At 64.7% G+C, this 18404-nt stretch carries 12 protein-coding genes, 1 tRNA gene and 1 pseudogene; 6 read left to right on the forward strand and 8 right to left on the reverse strand.

What is annotated here, in order from left to right:
- Nucleotides 1-28 precede the first annotated feature (28 nt).
- Complete coding sequence (locus G9465_RS02995) at nt 29-967, reverse strand: hypothetical protein (protein ID WP_166967402.1); 939 nt, start codon at nt 965-967, stop codon at nt 29-31.
- Nucleotides 968-1103: 136 nt separating this feature from the next.
- On the opposite strand from G9465_RS02995, the gene G9465_RS03000 reads away from it, so the two are divergent.
- Entirely contained in the window at nt 1104-2165 is a 1062-nt protein-coding gene (locus tag G9465_RS03000; protein WP_166967404.1) for a TrmB family transcriptional regulator, read from the forward strand.
- On the opposite strand, the pseudogene G9465_RS25515 reads toward G9465_RS03000, so the two are convergent.
- The 7 genes and pseudogenes from G9465_RS25515 to G9465_RS03035 form a co-directional block, all read right to left on the reverse strand.
- Nucleotides 2165-2254: pseudogene (locus G9465_RS25515) on the reverse strand (helicase); the annotation flags it as partial. The gene G9465_RS03000 and the pseudogene G9465_RS25515 overlap by 1 nt on opposite strands.
- A gap of 75 nt (nt 2255-2329) precedes the next feature.
- Nucleotides 2330-3952: an Ig-like domain-containing protein gene (locus G9465_RS03010; protein WP_166967406.1), complete on the reverse strand. Its 1623-nt coding sequence runs from the start codon at nt 3950-3952 to the stop codon at nt 2330-2332.
- Complete coding sequence (locus tag G9465_RS03015; RefSeq protein WP_166967408.1) at nt 3949-5925, reverse strand: type II secretion system F family protein; 1977 nt, start codon at nt 5923-5925, stop codon at nt 3949-3951. The genes G9465_RS03010 and G9465_RS03015 overlap by 4 nt, the downstream gene beginning before the upstream one ends.
- Nucleotides 5922-7685 carry a type II/IV secretion system ATPase subunit gene (locus G9465_RS03020; protein WP_166967410.1) on the reverse strand — a complete coding sequence of 588 codons (1764 nt, stop codon included), beginning with the start codon at nt 7683-7685 and terminating at the stop codon, nt 5922-5924. Before G9465_RS03020 ends, G9465_RS03015 begins: the two co-directional genes overlap by 4 nt.
- A 330-nt stretch (nt 7686-8015) precedes the next feature.
- Nucleotides 8016-8834 carry an HNH endonuclease gene (locus G9465_RS03025; RefSeq protein WP_166967412.1) on the reverse strand — a complete coding sequence of 273 codons (819 nt, stop codon included), beginning with the start codon at nt 8832-8834 and terminating at the stop codon, nt 8016-8018.
- 414 nt (nt 8835-9248) lie between these two features.
- Nucleotides 9249-9542 carry a hypothetical protein gene (locus tag G9465_RS03030; RefSeq protein ID WP_166967414.1) on the reverse strand — a complete coding sequence of 98 codons (294 nt, stop codon included), beginning with the start codon at nt 9540-9542 and terminating at the stop codon, nt 9249-9251.
- A 592-nt stretch (nt 9543-10134) separates the two neighbouring features.
- Nucleotides 10135-11328: a CBS domain-containing protein gene (locus G9465_RS03035; protein ID WP_166967416.1), complete on the reverse strand. Its 1194-nt coding sequence runs from the start codon at nt 11326-11328 to the stop codon at nt 10135-10137.
- Nucleotides 11329-11589: 261 nt separating this feature from the next.
- Between G9465_RS03035 and G9465_RS03040 the strand changes: the two genes are divergently transcribed.
- From G9465_RS03040 to G9465_RS03060, 5 genes are all read left to right on the forward strand, one after another.
- Entirely contained in the window at nt 11590-13668 is a 2079-nt protein-coding gene (locus G9465_RS03040) for a DEAD/DEAH box helicase (RefSeq protein WP_166967418.1), read from the forward strand.
- Nucleotides 13669-13707: 39 nt separating this feature from the next.
- Nucleotides 13708-15018, forward strand: coding sequence for a hypothetical protein (locus G9465_RS03045; protein WP_166967420.1), 1311 nt, complete (start codon nt 13708-13710; stop codon nt 15016-15018).
- A gap of 69 nt (nt 15019-15087) precedes the next feature.
- The gene (locus G9465_RS03050) at nt 15088-16947 is read left to right on the forward strand and encodes an SLC13 family permease (RefSeq protein ID WP_166972871.1); all 1860 of its coding nucleotides are present in this window, start codon (nt 15088-15090) and stop codon (nt 16945-16947) included.
- Nucleotides 16948-17003: 56 nt separating this feature from the next.
- Nucleotides 17004-17076 (forward strand) — tRNA-Pro (locus G9465_RS03055).
- Between the two features lie 74 nt (nt 17077-17150).
- Nucleotides 17151-18326, forward strand: coding sequence for an AGE family epimerase/isomerase (locus tag G9465_RS03060; protein WP_166967422.1), 1176 nt, complete (start codon nt 17151-17153; stop codon nt 18324-18326).
- Nucleotides 18327-18404 lie beyond the last annotated feature (78 nt).

Consider the following 18404-nt stretch of genomic DNA (forward strand, 5'->3'; position numbering starts at 1 on the left):
GCTCGGTCGGACTACCGGAAAGCTGACGTCATAGTCCCGGTGCCGGGACCGTCGCCCGCCGGAGGTCGAACGAATCGTCCTCGCGAGCGACTTCGGCGAAGACCTCCCACTCGTCACCGCGGGTCAACACGTCGACGTACCGGCAGGTGGCGAAGGTGTCGACCCCAGTCCCCCGCTCGGCGGCCGGACCGCTGTAGACGGGGCCGTCGGGCGAGGTGTCGGTCATCCGTTCCAGGTCCGGCGACATTGCCACGCCCGTCCGGAGGTTCCACGTCCGGCCCGTGTCACTGATGCCGCTGCCCTCGTAGAACACGAGCCAGACGGGTGCGTCAGGTGCCGGGACGACGGCCGAGATTCTGACGTGGTGGTCGTGCCAGTACGCGCGCTTGATGACGGGATTGTCCCCGTGGCGGGTCCACGTTTCGCCGTCGACGCTGGTCGCCAGATGCGCCTGTTCGGAACGGCCGTCGGCCCCCGCATAGAACATGTAGTACCGCCCCCCGACTGTCTCGATGACAGGATCTTTCACCGTCCCCGCGTCGGTCGTCCCCGGTTCGGGCCTGAGGACGGTCCGCGCGGTGGCTGGGTCGAGTTTCGACGGGCTGTCGGCGTCGGCGAGTTTCTGTATCACCCAGTCGTTCCCACCGCGGTCGACGGGGACGTAACACTGGAGCGCGCCCGTGTGCGGATTCGTGGCGAGTGCCACTCGCTCGACGCTCACCACCCCGAGGTCGGCCGCCGTCAGGTTCGCTTGCTGAGTGAGCGAGCCGTCGTCGCCGTACTCGTAGACCGTCACCTCGTGGCCGCGCCGGTCGGGGTCACGCCACCGGACGGCGAGGTACGCCACGCCGTCGTGTCGGTGGATACACGGCGCGCCCACCCAGTTCCCCTGTCCTTCTCCAGACGGTTCGAGTAACGTCTCCGCCGTGGCGACGTCGATGTCCGGGAGCGTCGCGTAGGTCGACATGATGACAACCACGAATCGTGGTGTTAAATAACGTGGGGTGCGTTTACACGTCTGATGTACACGGTTTCGAGGCGCCCGAGCCAGCGCGAACCAACGCACAGCGAAGACGACAGAACGGTGCCGGCGCGCTCGACGCATGAGTGACAGTCAACTGACCGGCCGACTCGAAGAACTCGGGCTGACGTCGTATCAATCGAAGGCGTACGTGGCTGCCGTTCGCTCGGGGAAAGCCACCCCGCAGGACCTCGTCGACGTCTCTGGCGTCCCGCAGGGGCGCATCTACGACGTGCTGTACGACCTTGAGGAGATGGGGCTCGTCGAAATCCGGTCCCGCGGGCGGGGGAAAGAGATTATCGCGCCGTCACCCGAGGACGTACTGGGGGACCTCAAACGACGGCGAATCGACGAACTGAGCGACACTATCGACACGCTGAGTTCGGAACTGCGCCGGGTCCACGACGACACCATCGACGTGTCCGACGACTACGTGACGATGGCGAGCCGTGAACAGACGGCGCTCCGGCACATCAAGCGGGCGATAGAGGCCGCCGAGTACTGGCTCGTCGTCGCCACGTCGCCGCGCATCTACCGGCAGATTGAACCGGAGCTCCAGGCGGCGCTCGACGGCGGCGTCACCGTCAGACTGCTGATGAGTGGCGACGACTCGACCGTCGAGCACACGTATCCCGAGCAGATGTCAGTCCGGTCCCGCGCGACGGCAGACACGGTCGTCGCCGCCGACCGGACCTACGGTATCTTCGGGAGCAACCATCCGATACAGGACACGCAACGATACCTGATTACACAGGAATCGAACCTCGTCTTGCTGTTGCAGGACTACACCGAGACCGTCTGGGGCGCGTCGGCCGTCGTCCAGACGGGGCGGACGTTCCCGCGTCGGTATCTGGACCCGCGCCGAGCGATTACCGACCTCCGCTCCGAACTCGACGACGGGACCCGGTTCCGGGCGACAATCGAGGGGTACCACACCGACTCACACGAACCCGACACGTGGGAGGGCGAGATCGCCGACTACGAACTGCGCAGCGAGGTCGCCATCGATTTCTCGCTGGCTCCACCGACCGTCTCGTCGCTGACACTGTCGACGTCGGACGAGAGGCTCACCGTCGGTGGGTGGCGAGCGACAGTCGAAGATATCGCGGCGACGGGCATCGAAATCACCCCGATCGCTGACTGACCGGTGCGTCGCCCCTTGGGGAAACTCGTCTCTAGCTGGGAGGCGAGTTGCTGGTGGTTCTTGACGTATATCTTGTCCGTGATGGCCACGCTTGGGGGCGTATAGTCACCGACCGTGTAAAAGCGTCTCGGGACTCCCGCCGTCGCTCCGACGCACCTCGCGGCCTACTTCGTCGTCAGTTGGACGAGGTACATCGATTCGGTGCCGTCGGCGAACCTGAACGTCACGACGACGAAGTCGGCCTTCGAAATCGAACCCGACGGGTCCCCGGCGGCGTCGCGGAAGTCGAAGACGATTCGTTCGGTCGCACCTGCCGGAATCGTAATCGGTGTGGCTACCGTCGTCGTGACGCCGCCGTTTTCGAGGGTCGTCCCCGAGGACCCGAGTACGAGGCCCGCTGGTGCGGGCGTGGACGGTGCGCTGTCGTAGTAGGAGACGAAGCGGGCGGCGACTATCTCCTTCGCCGTACTCCCGCGGTTCGTGAAGTCGATCTCGGCCTTGTTGTTGTTGTTCCCCGTTGGACTCGTGACGCTGGCGAACACGACGTTCGAACGCTGTCCCATGTCGAGGAAGTCGTCCGTTCGACTAGGGTCGAACACGTCGACCGTGGCCGTCGCGGCTTCACGCGGGGACGGCGTGGCCGAGATTCGGGTTTCGACCGTCGCCGTCGTCTCGCTCGCCGGAGCGGTGTATCGGAAGGTCGCCCGCCCGTCCGTGCCGGTGACGGGGTCGACCGGTGTGACGGACCCTGAACCCGAGACGACGGAGGCATCGACGGTCGTCCCGCTCACAGGGTTGTCGTACCGGTCCCGAACTTCGACGGTCACCAGCGTCGATTGTCCCGGCGGAAGGTGGGACGACTCGGTGCCGACAGTGGTGAGGTAGTGAGGACCGGGCCGGTCGATTCTCGACCCGACGCCGGCCTTCGCGAGGGTGAGTTCGTACGTGACGCCGGGTTCGAGTTCGAGCGAGAGTCGGTTGTAGGGCGTGCCGTCGAGGTAGGATATCGACGTGACGTGACCGCCCTGCGTGACGAGTTCGTCCGCCAGCAGGTCCCGCCACGCCGCTTCAGAGAGCCGCGTCGGGACGGTGACGGTAATCGGGGCGGACCCGTCTCGAACCGTGACCGTTCGGGTCGGCGCACTCGTCGGTTCGACGTCGATGCTACGGCTTGCGGTCCCGGACTCGGCTAGCGACCCGTTGACCAGCAGGAGCGAGATGCGACGCCCGTCGACGAGGTTCTCGTCCGACAGCGTGCGCTGAGCGCCGTCGAACTGGTTGTAGACGAGGCCGTTCTCGATGCGGGTGACCGGCGCGTTGCCGTACTCGTTGTAGTGGGACGTGTAGGTAATCGACCGAGTCGTGAACGTCTGTGCGGCACCAGTCCAGTAGTCGCCGACCTCGCCCGTCGCGACGGCGTTTCGCACTTCGACCGCCCCGGGCGGCCCGGTGCGTAACGTCCCGCTCGCCGGCGGTGGGTTGACCAGAAACGGTCGGCCGGGGTAATCGGTGCCCAAGGTGACGTGTGAGGAGGTCCCTCTGCCGGTGGTCGTTGTCACCACGAGGTTCGTCCGCAGGAGGTCTAGCTGTCCCTGAACTCGCTTGTTGTGTTCGTACTCGACCTGCTGGTTGAACACCGGCACCGCCGTCACCTGAAACGCCACTATCATCGTCAGCAGGAGGCCGAACAGCAAGACGGCCCCGAGGACCTCAGACACCGCTCGGTCGTCTGTGTCGGGGCCGCGTGGGGACCGTCGAGTCCACGCTGGCGCGTCTCGTCCCGTCATAGGACCAGAAACACCAGTACCGAGAGGGTGACCAACGCGATGCTGTACTTCAGACCGACGGCAGTCTCGTTGTGTGCCATCTTCCCGGCGAGTAGCCCACCGAACAGCGCCTGCACCAGCGAGGCGTGGAAGAACGCCATCCGGAACTCCTCGATAGCGAGGCCGTTGAACGAGGTGGGTGCCCCCATCTCGCCGGTGTCGGGCGTCGCCTGCGCGGCGAACGTATCGAGGAAGAACACGTCCAGCATGACGATGATGCCGAGGAACACGAAGAACGTGATGACCACGACGGCGGTGTAGGCGCTGACTTCGCTGGCGCGCTCTGCTTTCAGTCGCTCTTGGCTGTTGGCGTCCTCGGCGGCCACGCCGAGAATCTGGTGGAGGTTACTCGTCGACCGGTTCGCCTCGACGAGGAGGCGCATCGTCCGGGAGACGCTGGGGACGCGAAGGCGGTTCGCCAGTCTGACCATCGCCGCCCCGATGTCACCGTTCCACTCGATGTCGTTGTGGACTTTCCGGAGTTCGGGTGCGATGGCGCTGTTGTCCCGCGTCGCGACCAGCGAGAACGACTCCGCCAGCGTGAGACCGATTTCGTTCGCGTTCGAAATCATCGCGAGCACGTCCGGGAAGCGCTTCTCGATACGCCGCCGCCGCCTTCGTGCGCGCTCTTTGAGGCCCATGTACGGGACCGAGACGAGGTAGAACGGGAGGATGACCGCGCCCGTCGTCGTCCCGACCGGCGACGTGAGCATGCTCTCATACGAGAGAGTCAGCAGGCCGGACGCGCTCAGTGCCCCGACGATGAGCGCCGCCGCCGGCACCGTCACGACCAGCGAGAGACTCGGGTACTGAGAGACGAGTTGGACCGGGTCGCGGAGGCGATTGAGCAGTTGCTTCCGACGCTTCCGGCGGGCGTACTGCTTGGCCTGCGCATCGTCCTCGGGCCTGTCGGCAGTCGTCCTCCGTTCCTCGTCTATCTGCCAGTTGGTCTGCGTGAACGGCTCTGCAATCGTGTCCAGCAACACCAGCAGGGCGAGCGACAACAGCGGGACGCCCGCGTAGATGATGACGTACACCTGTGTGATGGTCGACCCCCCCAGCAGGCCGATTACGAGGAGGAGTATGATGAGAAAGAGCGGGCCGGCCACGAGCAACGTGATGTACATCTCGGCGATGAGCGAGAGGAACTCGATGAGGTCCTCCTGCTCGTTGCGCGCCTGCGTGAGGTACCGGTCGGACTCGCTCTCGAAGAACGACGTGAGGTCGCCCCCGGTATCGATGACGGTCAGCATGTCGTCGAGGAACTGCTCGAAGGCCTTGCTCGGGGTCGCCTCCCGCGCGTTTCGCAGTGCTGAGGGAAGGTCGGTGCCGAACGTCCGCATGTCCTCGACGATTCGCCGGAACTCCCGCGACGTCTCGCCGTAGCTGTCCTCCGCGTCGGCGAGCGCTCGCATCGCCTCGATGACGTTCATCCCGCCCGATGTGAGCGCGTACAGGAACACGATTGCGTGCGGCAGCGTGACGTTAATCTGTCGTTTGCGTCCCGCGGCCTTCGAGGCAGGCCACCGGAGAAACGCCTGCCACGCGCCGTATCCGAACAGTACACCGGCGAGGAGTGCGCCACCGACCGTCTTCAGGCTCCCTTCGTAGGCGGCCACTGTCCTGCCTAACTGGCCGAACGACACTGGCAGGTCGACGTCGCCGACGAGGCCCGCCTCGACGAGTACCGCGGTCAGGAGTCCCCCACCGACGATACCGGCGACACCGACTATCACCGCGTAGATGGCCGAGCGAGCGAGGTAGTCGTCGTACGTGACCGGCATGTGGGCCTTCATCAGGTTGCGACGGAAGTCGTCGTAGGTCGCCGTTCTCTCCCTGAAGTAGCTCCTGAGACGGGCGTACCACTCCGAGAGAATCGGCCACGTCGTCGGCGAACTGAGCGCGGTGTCGAGCAGCGGGTACTCGTCGCTCATCGCTCGGACTCGCGAGTGAACGTCTCGGCGTCGACGTCGCCGGCATCGATGCGGTCGACGAACTGTTCGCCCGCCGTTCGGAACCGATTGAGGGCCGCCATGAACCGTTCGTACTGGACGACGTCGTTCTCGACGAGGAACGTCAGGAGCCTCTCGCGCCGGTCGAGTGCCGTCTGAAGCCGCGCTTCGCTCCATCCACGGAGGCGACGTATCTCCGCGAGGTTCGTCGACTCGTTCTCCCGCGAGAACGTGTCCGTCTCCCCGTCCCACGAGAAGATGGGCGTCCGCGCGATGCCGCGCTCTCCGGGAGCCAACTCGGAGATCGTCATGTTCCGACGGACGCGCTTGTCGTCCCGGTAAATCTGCTTCTGGATGGCGACGATATCGAGTTCCTGTATCATCTGCTCGGGGATGTCCAGTGGCGGGTTCTGGAGGCGCGAGAGCACCGTCTGCACCGAATCGGCGTGGAACGTGGTGTAGGCCGTGTGCCCGGTCGCCATCGCCTGGAAGAACGACAGCGCGACCTCCGGGTCGGTTCGGACCTCGCCCACGAGCAGATACTCCGGCCGCTGGCGAAGCGCGGCCTGTAACAGGTCGTACATGTCGATTTTCCCCTGTCCGTCGGCGGCCGTAGAGTCCCGCGTGAGGCCGCGAATCCAGTTCTTGTGCGGGAGCGTAATCTCCAGTGTGTCCTCTATCGTGATGACCTTCGTGTTCCGCGGGATGAACATCGAGACGGCGTTCATGCTCGTGGTCTTGCCCGAGGCCGTCCCGCCCGCGAAGACCAGCGACATGTTGTTCTCGATACAGAGCCAGAGGTACGCCATCTGCTCGACGGAGAACGTCCCCCACTTGACGAGGTCTATCGGCGTGTGGGGCACGTCGGCGAACTGCCGAATCGTGAAGTTCGACCCACGGGGACTGATCTCCTCGCCCAGCGTCATCTGCACGCGAGAGCCGTCGGGCAGACTCGTGTCGACCATCGGGTCGGCCACTGAGAGGTGCTTACCGCTCCGCTGTGCCATTCGGATGACGAAGGAGTTCAGTTCCTCCTTCTCGTAGCGGACGTTCGTCTCTAGGTCGCGATACTCTTGGTGATACACGAAGACGGGGATACCGACGCCGTCACACGAGATGTCCTCGATGCGGCGGTCGTACATCAGCGGGTCTATCTTCCCGAGGCCGGTGAAATCTCGTTGCAGGTAGTACCGAATCTTGTGGACCGTCGCGGCGTCGGAGTCGGGCGCGTACTCTTCGAGCAAGGAACGGATTCGCTCGTCGAGGACGGCCGACCGGTCGGTCGTCTCGTCGATGTTCTCGTTCAGCAGCGTCTCGCGGAGCATACCTGCGACGTCGTCCCGGAGGTGCGCTTCGAACGGGGCCAGTTCCGGCTCTACGACGACGTACCGTCGGTCTTCCGTCTCCGGGTCGTAGACGATAGAGACGTACGCGTACGGCGGGTTCACCCAGTATCCCTCTATCTCCTCGAATTCGGCGAGATACTCGAAGTCGAAAAACGACGACGTGAGCGCATCGGCGTCAGGCGCCGGGGCGAAGGGGTCCTCGAGCGCTTGGAAGTGTTCGACGGCGTCCGCGACGACCGTCTGAGCGACTGTCGACGGGGGCGTCGTGTCGGACGGGGGGTCCGGCGGTCCGGGTTCGGAAATATCGGTCTGAGGCGCCGCTCTCGTGACCTCCTCTCGTTCAGATTCGGTGGTGAGGAACGGCTCCATCGCCCCGTCACCGGAGTCCTCGCTCATCCCGTTGTACATCTGCATGGTGGAAAAAAGTATTTGGCACTAAATAGACCATTCTTGTGCTTCATATTTGTGTGACTGCAGAGAATACTCCCGTCGCTCGGTCCGATTGCCGGGGCAAATACTGTGTATCGTTGGCTCACCGCTATGGCCTCTAGAGTCGTAACGTATTTCTGTACTTCCGGATTATCTAAGGATGCTTCAGCACGCGCGTCCGGGCTGGGGTAGTGGCATCCTTTAGCCTTGTGGTGGCTAAGAGGCGGGTTCAATTCCCGCGCCCGGACTTAATTTTAACCGAAACACTACGAAACAAAGTCTGTGGTAGAGATGAGACTACGTGTTTCCCTCACTCTGGGTGAGCGAGCGAAGCCTCCCGTCCGAAACGTCGCCGCCTTCTGCACGTCGATGACAGGTCCGACACAGCGAAACCACGTTATTGAGTGTATGCGCATCGCTGCGCGTATGGTCGTCTGAATCGACGAACCAGCGTACTGGGACGATGTGGTGGACGTCTGGATTCTGTCCGAGTTCGGAATGCGTTATTCCACAGAGGCGACAGCGATAGCCGTCGCGTTCGAGTGCCTGACGGCGAATCCGGTTCCATCCTGGGCCATAGGCTAGCTTTTTAGTGCTTTTCCAGTTCGGATGGTTGGGTCCAACGAATGTTTCGGCAAGCCACTTGCTTCGACAGTCCTCACTGCAGCATGCTACGTCGGTAAACTCACTTGGCCAGCGTTCGATTTTCTTCTCGCACACCTCACAGGGGGCAGTTTGTTTCCCGCCATTCCAGCGCGGATTATCCGCCCCTTCGGTATTCGGCGTTATCTGCCACTGTTCGGTTTCGACGCACGTTGGACAGTATAGACCACGCTTCTCTGAGGGGTAGTACTCGAAGTTGCTTTCACAGATCTTGCAGGTCGTTTGCTCTTTTGCCCCGTTGTAGTTCGGATTGTTCTCTCCAGCGAAGGAGACAGCCTCTGAGAGGCAATTCTCCGAGCAGTACTTTTTCTCATACTCACAGTGAAACTCGGTCTCGCAGTGAGCACACTCCATGTTCGGAAGCAGTTCGTCGTGGATCCGTGCATGATGAACCCCGAGTCCCCGTTTCGACGCGAAGGCACGTTCACACTCCGGGCAGGGATATTCGCTCATTGGAACCCCCTCGTTTCGGGTGTAAATCGCTCCCACACTCGTTCTCTGGACTGTCCAGCCAGTATTCGTCGTATTCGTATTCGTGCCATAATCGACGACGGGCACTACGTGCGCCCGCACCCGTCGCGGGTGCACTGAAAAATTACGAGAGTGTGTTCGAGCAGTCCCTCAGAGCGTCACACCTGTACCCACGTCACCGCCTTGGTATCTCCTGACATACTCCACCTCCACACACCTCGGGAATCGCCCGCCGGCCGCCATTTCGCTCCGCGAGCATCCACCGCAACGCGTCACTCGCAGTCTCGAACGTCGGCACAATCCGAAGTCGGTACTTGTCGTCGATTGTGAACAGCTACTGTCGAACGTCGCGTGATGCAGTTCACTCAACGCCAATACGCATCCCACAGCCGCCCACTATTCAGGATATGCACGCCACGGTAACAGGTGGGCGACGTCGAGCAACCCTTGGTGACCGACACCCAAGACCTGGTACGTTTCTCCGTTCCCCTGTAACATCGTCGTCCGAAACACCGAGTTCGCTGCTCGCGCATAGACAGTCGTCTCGGAGGTTCTGACCGCCATCGTCCCATCACCTGCTGTGAGTCTGGCTCTCACTCCCTCCCCGTCCCCGTCGACGGTGACGCCGCCGACTCCGATGGTCCACGTATCGACGCCGTCCTCGACGAATGCCCGGCCCGTCGGGGGCAACTGATACTACCCTCGTTTTTTCGACGAGGCCAGACTGCAGAGCCAGTTTATACGGTAACAGCGTGAAAGCCCACGGCTTTCGCCGTGGGGAGACCCGCGTCCGCTCCGCGCACCTCCCAACCTTGGAAAATACCTCCGCCTGACACAAGAGATAGAGACACACTCACGCCTAGATGGCACAGTTCCCGTGGGGAAGAGCGCGTCTACACACGCCGTTTCGTCGACGTACCTATCGAGGAGCGCCCCACAGAACGCTGCATGCGAACGATGCCGATTTCACCTGCCCACTCTACGTCTACTGCTGACCAAACAGATCTCAAACAGTTTCGTCCAGAACGACGTCCAAGGTTAGTAGCATCTGCTGGTTTCACTAAGCTTGGAACCCCTCTGTGCTCTGGAATATTTGACGGCTATGCCCAGGTTGAGTTCTCCAGTGTGCCATAGCACAGGAGCTCGCCGGGTATTGGTCCTTTTCAGCGGGCTACGCCTGATTCTGCCCAGTCTAGGGAACATTCCGTCTCGAGTTACAGTCTACTAGCGGGGGATTTCTCCAAGGTTGGTGTGAGGTACGTCTGTGTCCAACGGGTTGGGCCTACGGTTCCGGCCGCAGCGTCCGCGACTCGGACTCGCCGACGGAGCCGTACTCACTGCTGGACTTGATGATGGAGAGCGCGGTCATGATGTCCGAGCGGGTGAGTAGCCCGAGGAACTCGCCGTCCTCGTCGGTGACGACCAGTCGGCCGACGGAGTTCTGCTGGAGTTGCGTGAGTGCGTCCATCACGTCGGCGTCCGGCGAGACGGTGTAGAGGTCGGTGCTCATCACGTCGCCGACGGTGTACGCTTCGCGTTCGACCTCCCGTACGGCGCGGGCGTCCTCTAAGGTGACGAGGCCGACGACTTCGCCGTCCTTCTCGACGGGGTAGCCGGTGTGTCGTTCCTCGAACATCGTCTGGATGAGCTCTCGAACGGACATCCGCGGCGTCACGGACGTGACGTGGTCTGCGGGGGTCATCACGTCCTGCACCGTCACGCCTTCGAAGGCGGCGGCCATCGCCGTCTGGCGGGACTCGCCCTCGGCACCGATGTAGATGAAAAAGGCCAGCCCGGCCAGGAAGATGTTGCCGGCGACGAACAGGCCAAAGAGGCCGAGCATGATGGCGAATATCTTCCCCACCTCGGCGGCTATCTTCGTCGCTCGGGCGTACGGGCGGGTGCGGGCCAGTAACGCCCGGAGGACCCGCCCGCCGTCCATCGGGAACCCCGGCAGCATGTTGAACACCGCCAGCGCGAGGTTCATCACGGCGAGGTAGGCAAGCACGAACCGGGTCGCTTCCACGATGGTCGACTGCGTGCCCGGGAGTACGAAGAAGGCGAGGTAGGAGAGCACCCCCAGCGCCACGCTGACGACGGGTCCGGCGACGGCGATGGCGAGTTCCTGCTTCCAGTCTTCGGGTGTCTCGGTCAACTGGGCGATGCCGCCGAACAGCCACAGCGTGATGGAGTCGATGGGGTAGCCGTAGCGGATGGCGACCAGCGAGTGGCCCAGTTCGTGCAGGACGACGCCGGTGAAGAGGCCGACGGCGGCGACGACGCCGAGCACCCAGACGAGACCCCCGTCGGTCAGCACGGCGGGGTCGAGCCCCGCACCGAGCGAGTCGTTCAACAGCTCCGTCGTCTGTTCGACCTGCGTCCCGATGATCCACGCGAACAGGGGCAGGACCAGCAGGAACGTCAGGTCGAGCTGGATGGGGATGCCGAAGGCGCTCCCGATGCGGAACCGACGCATGTGATACTGTTGTCGGCCGACCGACTTAAACGCGCTGTGGCCAGCAACCGCTGAGACTGGCGATTCTGAAGGAGACCGCCCGACGGAACCGGAGCACAGAGCCAGAAAGCCCTGGCCGGTTGTTCCACGGGATGGGACTGAAAGGGGCCGTCGGGGGCTTTCTTGCCGTTCTGAATCGCACTCTCAGTCGCCAGTACTGACGGTACGTTCGCTGGGTCGGTGTCGAGTGACTGAAGTAGCTGCCACGTCGTACGTACAGTCGTGTCGCAGCAGGCCGCGAAGGTGGATACGCTGTTCCTCCACGAGTACGGCGAGGACGTCCGGGTGGTCGCCCAGCGAGACGGCGGGCGCCTGTTTCACGGCGTCCTCGAACTGAAGGAGACGGACGCGGGGCCGCGACCCCGACGCCTCCGCATCAAGGACGGCTCCGGCGAGGACCTGCGCGCGCCCGACCAGTTCGTCGAACTGGCGCGCCGAGCCACGCGTATCCGCATCTCCGAGCAGACGTCGCCGCTGGCCCGCGAGCGCATCCGCGAGATGCTCGACGGCTACCAGCTAGAGGCGAAGGTCGTCCGGACCTGTCGGTACTGCTCGTCTGCCGGCCGGTACTCGCCCATCACGAGCGAGACGGCCATCGAGGCGGACGGGGAGACCATCTGTCCCGACTGCGCCCGCGAGGAACTCGACCGGGAACTCGCGTTCGAAGGGGACATCACCGGCGACGCCCGCAAGCGCCTCGAAGAACTCCTGCTGGAGGTGCAGGACTTAGACCGCATCACGAACCTCCTGTCGGGCCAACTGGACCCCGACCTGACGAAGTTCGACGAGATATCGGCGACCGTCGACGACATCGACCTCGTGTCGACGGAGACGCTGAACCTCCACCCGGGTATCCAACAGCACGTCGAGTCCCGGTTCGATACGCTGCTCCCGGTCCAGAGTCTCGCCGTCGACCACGGCGCGATGGACGGACAGGACCAACTGGTCGTCTCCGCGACGGCGACGGGGAAGACGCTGGTCGGCGAACTCGCCGGACTGGACCGCGTGCTCAACGGCAAGGGGACGATGCTGTTTCTGGTCCCGCTCGTCGCGCTGGCCAACCAGAAGTACGAGTCGTTCAAGGAGCGCTACGGCGACATGGTCGACGTCTCCCTGCGCGTGGGCGCGAGTCGCATCGCCGACGAGGGCGGCCGGTTCGACCCCGAAGCCGACGTCATCGTCGGTACCTACGAGGGTATCGACCACGCCCTGCGGACGGGCAAGGACCTCGGCTCCGTGGGCACCGTTGTCATCGACGAGGTGCACACGCTCGGCGAGGACGAACGCGGCCACCGCCTCGACGGCCTCATCTCGCGGTTGAAGTACTACTGTGAGCGCGGGACGACGGAGGCCGCCCGACACGACCGCGGCGGCGGCGAGCAAGCCGACGGGGACACCCAGTGGATATACCTCTCGGCGACGGTGGGCAACCCCGGCCAACTGGCCGAGAAACTGCAGGCCAAACTCATCGAGTTCGAGGAGCGCCCGGTGCCCATCGAACGCCACGTCACCTTCGCCGACGGCCGCGAGAAGATAGACACGGAGAACAAACTGGTCAAGCGGGCGTTCGATACGAAATCGAGCAAGGGCTATCGCGGCCAGACCATCATCTTCACCAACTCCCGGCGGCGCTGTCACCAGATCTCACGCAAGCTGGAGTACAGTTCCGCGCCGTATCACGCCGGACTGGACAACCGCAAGCGCCAGCGCGTCGAGAAGCAGTTCGCCGATCAGGACCTGGCGGCCGTCGTCACGACGGCCGCGCTGGCCGCCGGGGTGGACTTTCCGGCCTCGCAGGTCGTCTTCGACTCGCTGGCGATGGGCATCGAGTGGCTCACCGTCCAGGAGTTCGAGCAGATGCTCGGCCGGGCGGGTCGGCCCGACTACCACGACAAGGGGACGGTGTACCTGCTGGTCGAACCCGACTGTTCGTACCACAACAGCATGGAGATGACCGAAGACGAGGTGGCGTTCAAGTTACTGAAGGGGGAGATGGAACCGGTCATCACCCGTTACGACGAGGGCGCGGCCGTCGAGGAGACGCTGGCGAACGTCACCGTCGCCGGTACACAGGCCAAACGCCTCAACGACCGGATGGTCGGCGAGGTACCGACGAAACACGCACTCGGCAAACTGCTCGAGTACGAGTTCATCGACGGCCTCTCGCCGACGCCGCTCGGCCGGGCCGTCACTCGACACTTCCTCTCGCCCGACGAGTCGTTCCAGTTGCTCGATGGCATCCGGAAGGGGCTCGACCCCTACGACATCGTCGCCGAGATGGAGCTACGCGAGGAGCAGTAGGGCCGTACCTTCTTGTAGCCCGACCGTCTTGCCGTGGTCATGGGGCTGTTCGACAGTATCCGCCGGGCGGTCGGCGGGGGCGACGACGGGTCAGAACAGACCGAGGCGCGGTCGGATCTGGTCGACGTCACCGCACTCGGTCCCGACGAGTTCCGCGACCGTGCCGAGAACGCCGCCAGCGACGGCGACCCGCTCGACTTTTCGGTGACCTCACTCGAACGGCTCGACGAGGCCATCGCCGGCCGTGACGACTGGACGGAGGACACGCCGTCCGACGGGACGGCCTACTCCCCGAAGGCCGTCCAGTTCGGGAGCTACTTCGGCGAGGTGCTGGTCCGTACCTACGACGGCGAGTGGACGGCCGAGGACGGCTGGGCGGTCGCCGTCGCCGGTCCGGACGACGAGGTGACCGTCGACGTCTTCGAGGTGGCGGCACAGTCGGTCGCCGGCGACCCGGTGTTCGCGGTCGTCGCGGAGCGGGTAGCCGACGAACGCCGACTCGATGCGACTGACTCGGCGGAGACAGTCGACGACGCCGACACGACACAGGACTCGGCCGAGACGGACGAGGGCGACGCCGACACGGCGACCGGTGCGACGGCGGACCACGAGGACGGAGCCCTCACCGCGCCCGAGGCCGATCCGATCGAGGCTGACGAGACAACGGACGCGCCGAGTGAGGACGTGGGCGAGGCGAACGACGACACTGTGACCGCGGACCCGACGGCCTCGGGGGGTGCCGCTGGGACTGTGGCCGACGAGGTGTACCCGACGATGGACGCCGTCGAAGCGCCGCCCGAGGTAGCGCCAGAGAGCGACGCGGACGTTTCGGCCGGGTCGCCGGCCGCATCGGGAGCAGCGGACCACGCCGACCCCGAGACGACGGACGCCGAAAGGGAGGGCGAGGCGGCCCCGGCGTCGGACCCACCGGCGGACGACGGACTCCGAGCCGAGTACGCGGCGGCCGCGACGGAGTTCACCGACTTCTGGGCCGAACGCGACCTCGATTTCACCCCGGCGTCGCTCGCCCGCCTCGACGACCTCGTCGGCACCGAGTGGGACGACGACCGGTTCGAGGACGCCACCTTCGGGAGCGAGGCCACGTTCGACGACCGGGCCTTTACGAGCGTCACCACGGAACTCGGGAGCTACTTCGGCGAGGTACTGGTTCGGGAGCTAGACGGCGAGTGGTCCGCGGACGCCGACCACGAGGCCGTCGTCGTGGTCAGCGGCACCGACGGCCCCCTCGCAGTCCCGGTGTTTCAGGTCGCGGCAAACTCCCTCCGGACGGTGCCGGTGTTCGCCCGGAGCTACGAGGCCCTGCTCGCCGACCTCGGGCGAGACGCCTGATGCAATCCGCAATCTTTTGCCGGACCCGGTCTACTCACCTGTGTGTCCTTGCCTCCGGTCACGCCCGCCATGGCGTTCGTCTTCGCGCTGATACTCGTCGCGCTCGTCCTGTTCGCGACGGAGGCTCTGCCGGTCGACGTGACCGCAATCACCCTGATGGTCGCGCTGATGCTGGTCGAACCGGTCACCACGTCGCTCGTCGACGCCGGTCTGCTGGCTGAACCGCTGTACGTCCTCCACCAGCCCGGCGACGGCGTCTCGCCGCTGACACAGGGACTCTCGGGATTCGCCTCGACGGCGACTATCACCGTCCTCGCGATGTTCATCCTCTCGGACGGCGTCCAGCGGACGGGTATCGTCCAGATGCTCGGGTCACGACTCGTTTCGCTGACTGGCGACAGCGAGACGCGGCAACTGGGTGCCACCGTCGGCCTCGTCGGCCCTATCTCCGGCTTTATCAACAACACCGCCGCGGTCGCCATCCTCCTGCCGATGGTGACAGAAATCGCCCACAAAGGCAAGACCTCGCCGTCGAAACTTCTCCTCCCGCTCTCCTATGCCTCGATGTTCGGCGGGATGCTCACGCTCATCGGCACCTCGACGAACATCCTCGCCTCCCAGCTGTCGGCGGAACTGTTAGACCACCCCTTCGGGATGTTCGAGTTCACCCAGCTAGGCATCGTCGTCACCGTCGTCGGCACCGTCTACCTCATGACGGTGGGTCGCTGGCTCGTCCCCGGCCGCATCAAGCCGCGCGAGGACCTGACCGACGAGTTCGAGATGGGCGAGTACCTCACCGAAGTCGTCGTCCGCGAGGACTCTCCCATCGTCGGCCAGACGGTCCGTGGGGCCCTCTCGGAGACGGAGTTCGACGTCGACGTCGTCCAGTTGGTCCGTGGCGACCGAGTCTTCCTCGAACCGCTGGACCCGAAGACGATCCGGCCCGGCGACGTCTTCGCACTTCGGACCGACCGGGACACGCTGGTCGACCTCCTTGACGCCGAGGGGCTGGACCTCATCCCCGAAGTGGAGGTCGACGACGCGGAACTGGAGAGTGCGAGCGAACACCAGAACCTCGTCGAACTCGTCGTCGCCCCCGGCTCGTCGCTCGTCGGCGAGACGCTGACCTCGGCGAACTTCCGACAGCGCTACGACGCGACGGTGCTGGCCCTGCGCCGCGGTCGCGAACTGTTCCGCCAGCGGATGGACCGCATCACCCTGAAAGTCGGCGACACCCTGCTCGTCCAGGCCACCGCCGACAGCATCGACCGCCTCAACGTCAACCGGGACTTCATCGTCGCACAGGAGGTCGAACGCCCGGACTTCCGCCGGTCGAAGATTCCCGTCGCCGTCGGCATCGTCGCCGCCGTCGTCGGCGTCGCCGCCCTCACCCCGATTCACATCGTCGTCTCGGCGCTGGCCGGCGCGGTGGCGATGGTCCTGACGGGGTGTCTGCGCCCGCAGGAACTGTACGACGCCGTCCAGTGGGACGTCATCTTCCTGCTCGCCGGCGTCATCCCGCTGGGTATCGCTTTACAGGCGACCGGCGGCGCGGACCTGCTCGCGGACCTGTTCGTCCTCGCGGCCCCGAGCCTCTCCAGCATCGTCGTGCTGGGCCTGATGTACGTCGTCACCGCCGTGTTGACCAACGTCATCTCGAACAACGCCTCCGTCGTGCTGATGATTCCCGTCGCCGTCGAGGCGGCCCAGCAACTGAACGCCAACGCCTTCGCGTTCGTCCTCGCGGTGACCTTCGCCGCGTCGACGGCGTTCATGACGCCGGTGGGCTACCAGACCAACCTGCTCGTGTACGGTCCCGGTGGCTACCGCTTTACGGACTACCTGAAGGTCGGTGCACCGTTACAGGCCGTCTTCGCCGTCGTGACCACGCTCGGCATCGCCTTCTTCTGGGGCCTCGCGCCTGCGTGACATGGCCCGCCGCCCAACGAAACCCTTTACTCGGTGACGGGCAGAAGTGGTGGTACGGGATCGTGGGGTAGCTTGGTAACCTTCGGGCCTTGGGTGCCCGTGCCCCTAGTTCAAATCTGGGCGATCCCATCCAACTCCTTTATCTCCCCGAGTTACATCTCCGCCCGAACCTTCTTGCCCCGTACAACCGTCACCGTCTCTAGATGACGGACTACACCGACCCCGGCTGGCTTCGGGACCGGATGCGGGCGGTGCTAGAGTTCTACTACCCGACGTGCGTCGACGAGCGACACGGCGGGTTCGTCGCGCAACTAGACGCCGACACAGGCGATGTGTACGACCCGGACAGCAAGCACCTCGTCGCGGCGGCGCGGTTCACTCGGAACTTCGCGCTGGCGAGCGAGGTGTTCGGCGACGTGTGGTGGCGCGAAGCGGCCGAGCGCGGCGTCGAGTTCCTGCAGGACCACTTCTGGGATGCCGACCGCGGCGGCTATCACTGGGTACTCGACGGCACGACGCCGATGGACTCCCGCCGGGTCTGCTACGGTCACGCCTTCGTCGTCCTCGCGTACGCTCGGGCGGCCGACGCGGGCGTCCAGAACGCCGGAAAGTATCTGGCCCAGACGTGGGACCTGCTGGACGAGCGCTTCTTCGAAGCGGAGCACGGCCTCTATCGTAGCGGGTGGGACGCCGACTGGAGCGAGGCCGACCCCTACCGGGGCCAGAACGCGAACATGCACGCCTGCGAGGCGGCGCTGGTCGCCTACGAAGTCACCGGCGAGCAACACTACCTCGACAGAGCGGAGACCGTCGCCAAGCGGCTCTGTGTCGACCTTTCGACCGATGACGGACGTCTCTGGGAGCACTTCGAGACCGACTGGACGCCCGACTTCGACTACAACCGGGACGACCCGGCCCACCAGTTCCGGCCGTGGGGGTACCAACCGGGGCACCACATCGAGTGGGCGAAACTTCTCTCGGTTCTGGACCGGCATCTGGACGCACGGTGGCCCGGCCAGCGCGCGCCCGACCTGTTCGAGACGGCGCTCGACGGGTGGGACGACGAACGTGGCGGCTTCTACTACACGCTGGACGAGGACGACGACCCGGTCGTCGACGACAAGTATAGCTGGGAAGTCGCCGAGGCTATCGGCGCCGCAGCGGCGCTCGCAGAACGCACGGACGACGACTGGTACCGGGAGTGGTACGAGCGGTTCTGGGAGTACGCGCTCGACACCATGGTCGCGCCCACGGGTGGGTGGTACGAGCGGGTCGACGCCGACAACGAGGCGTACCCGGCCGGCGACGGTCCCGCGGTCGAACCCGGCTACCATCCCATCGGCGCGTGCTATGAGAGTCTGCGGAGTCTCGGCGAGTGACCGACCCACCCCTTCGTTTCGGGGGCGAAACTACCGCAGTCACGCACATCGTAGCCGCCATCGACCACTTCCACTCAG

Source organism: Haloarcula sp. JP-L23 (assembly GCF_011602445.1).
Taxonomy (GTDB): Archaea; Halobacteriota; Halobacteria; order Halobacteriales; family Haloarculaceae; genus Haloarcula; species Haloarcula pellucida.

Bases quoted from the DNA above. Each gene is read 5' to 3' on its own strand.
- G9465_RS03020 (WP_166967410.1), bottom strand. From the start codon at position 7,685: ATGAGCGAGGACTCCGGTGACGGGGCGATGGAGCCGTTCCTCACCACC.
- G9465_RS03000 (WP_166967404.1), top strand. From the start codon at position 1,104: ATGAGTGACAGTCAACTGACCGGCCGACTCGAAGAACTCGGGCTGACG.
- G9465_RS03060 (WP_166967422.1), top strand. From the start codon at position 17,151: ATGACGGACTACACCGACCCCGGCTGGCTTCGGGACCGGATGCGGGCG.
- G9465_RS03015 (WP_166967408.1), bottom strand. From the start codon at position 5,925: ATGAGCGACGAGTACCCGCTGCTCGACACCGCGCTCAGTTCGCCGACG.
- G9465_RS03045 (WP_166967420.1), top strand. From the start codon at position 13,708: ATGGGGCTGTTCGACAGTATCCGCCGGGCGGTCGGCGGGGGCGACGAC.
- G9465_RS03050 (WP_166972871.1), top strand. From the start codon at position 15,088: ATGGCGTTCGTCTTCGCGCTGATACTCGTCGCGCTCGTCCTGTTCGCG.
- G9465_RS03025 (WP_166967412.1), bottom strand. From the start codon at position 8,834: ATGAGCGAATATCCCTGCCCGGAGTGTGAACGTGCCTTCGCGTCGAAA.
- G9465_RS02995 (WP_166967402.1), bottom strand. From the start codon at position 967: ATGTCGACCTACGCGACGCTCCCGGACATCGACGTCGCCACGGCGGAG.
- G9465_RS03035 (WP_166967416.1), bottom strand. From the start codon at position 11,328: ATGCGTCGGTTCCGCATCGGGAGCGCCTTCGGCATCCCCATCCAGCTC.
- G9465_RS03010 (WP_166967406.1), bottom strand. From the start codon at position 3,952: ATGACGGGACGAGACGCGCCAGCGTGGACTCGACGGTCCCCACGCGGC.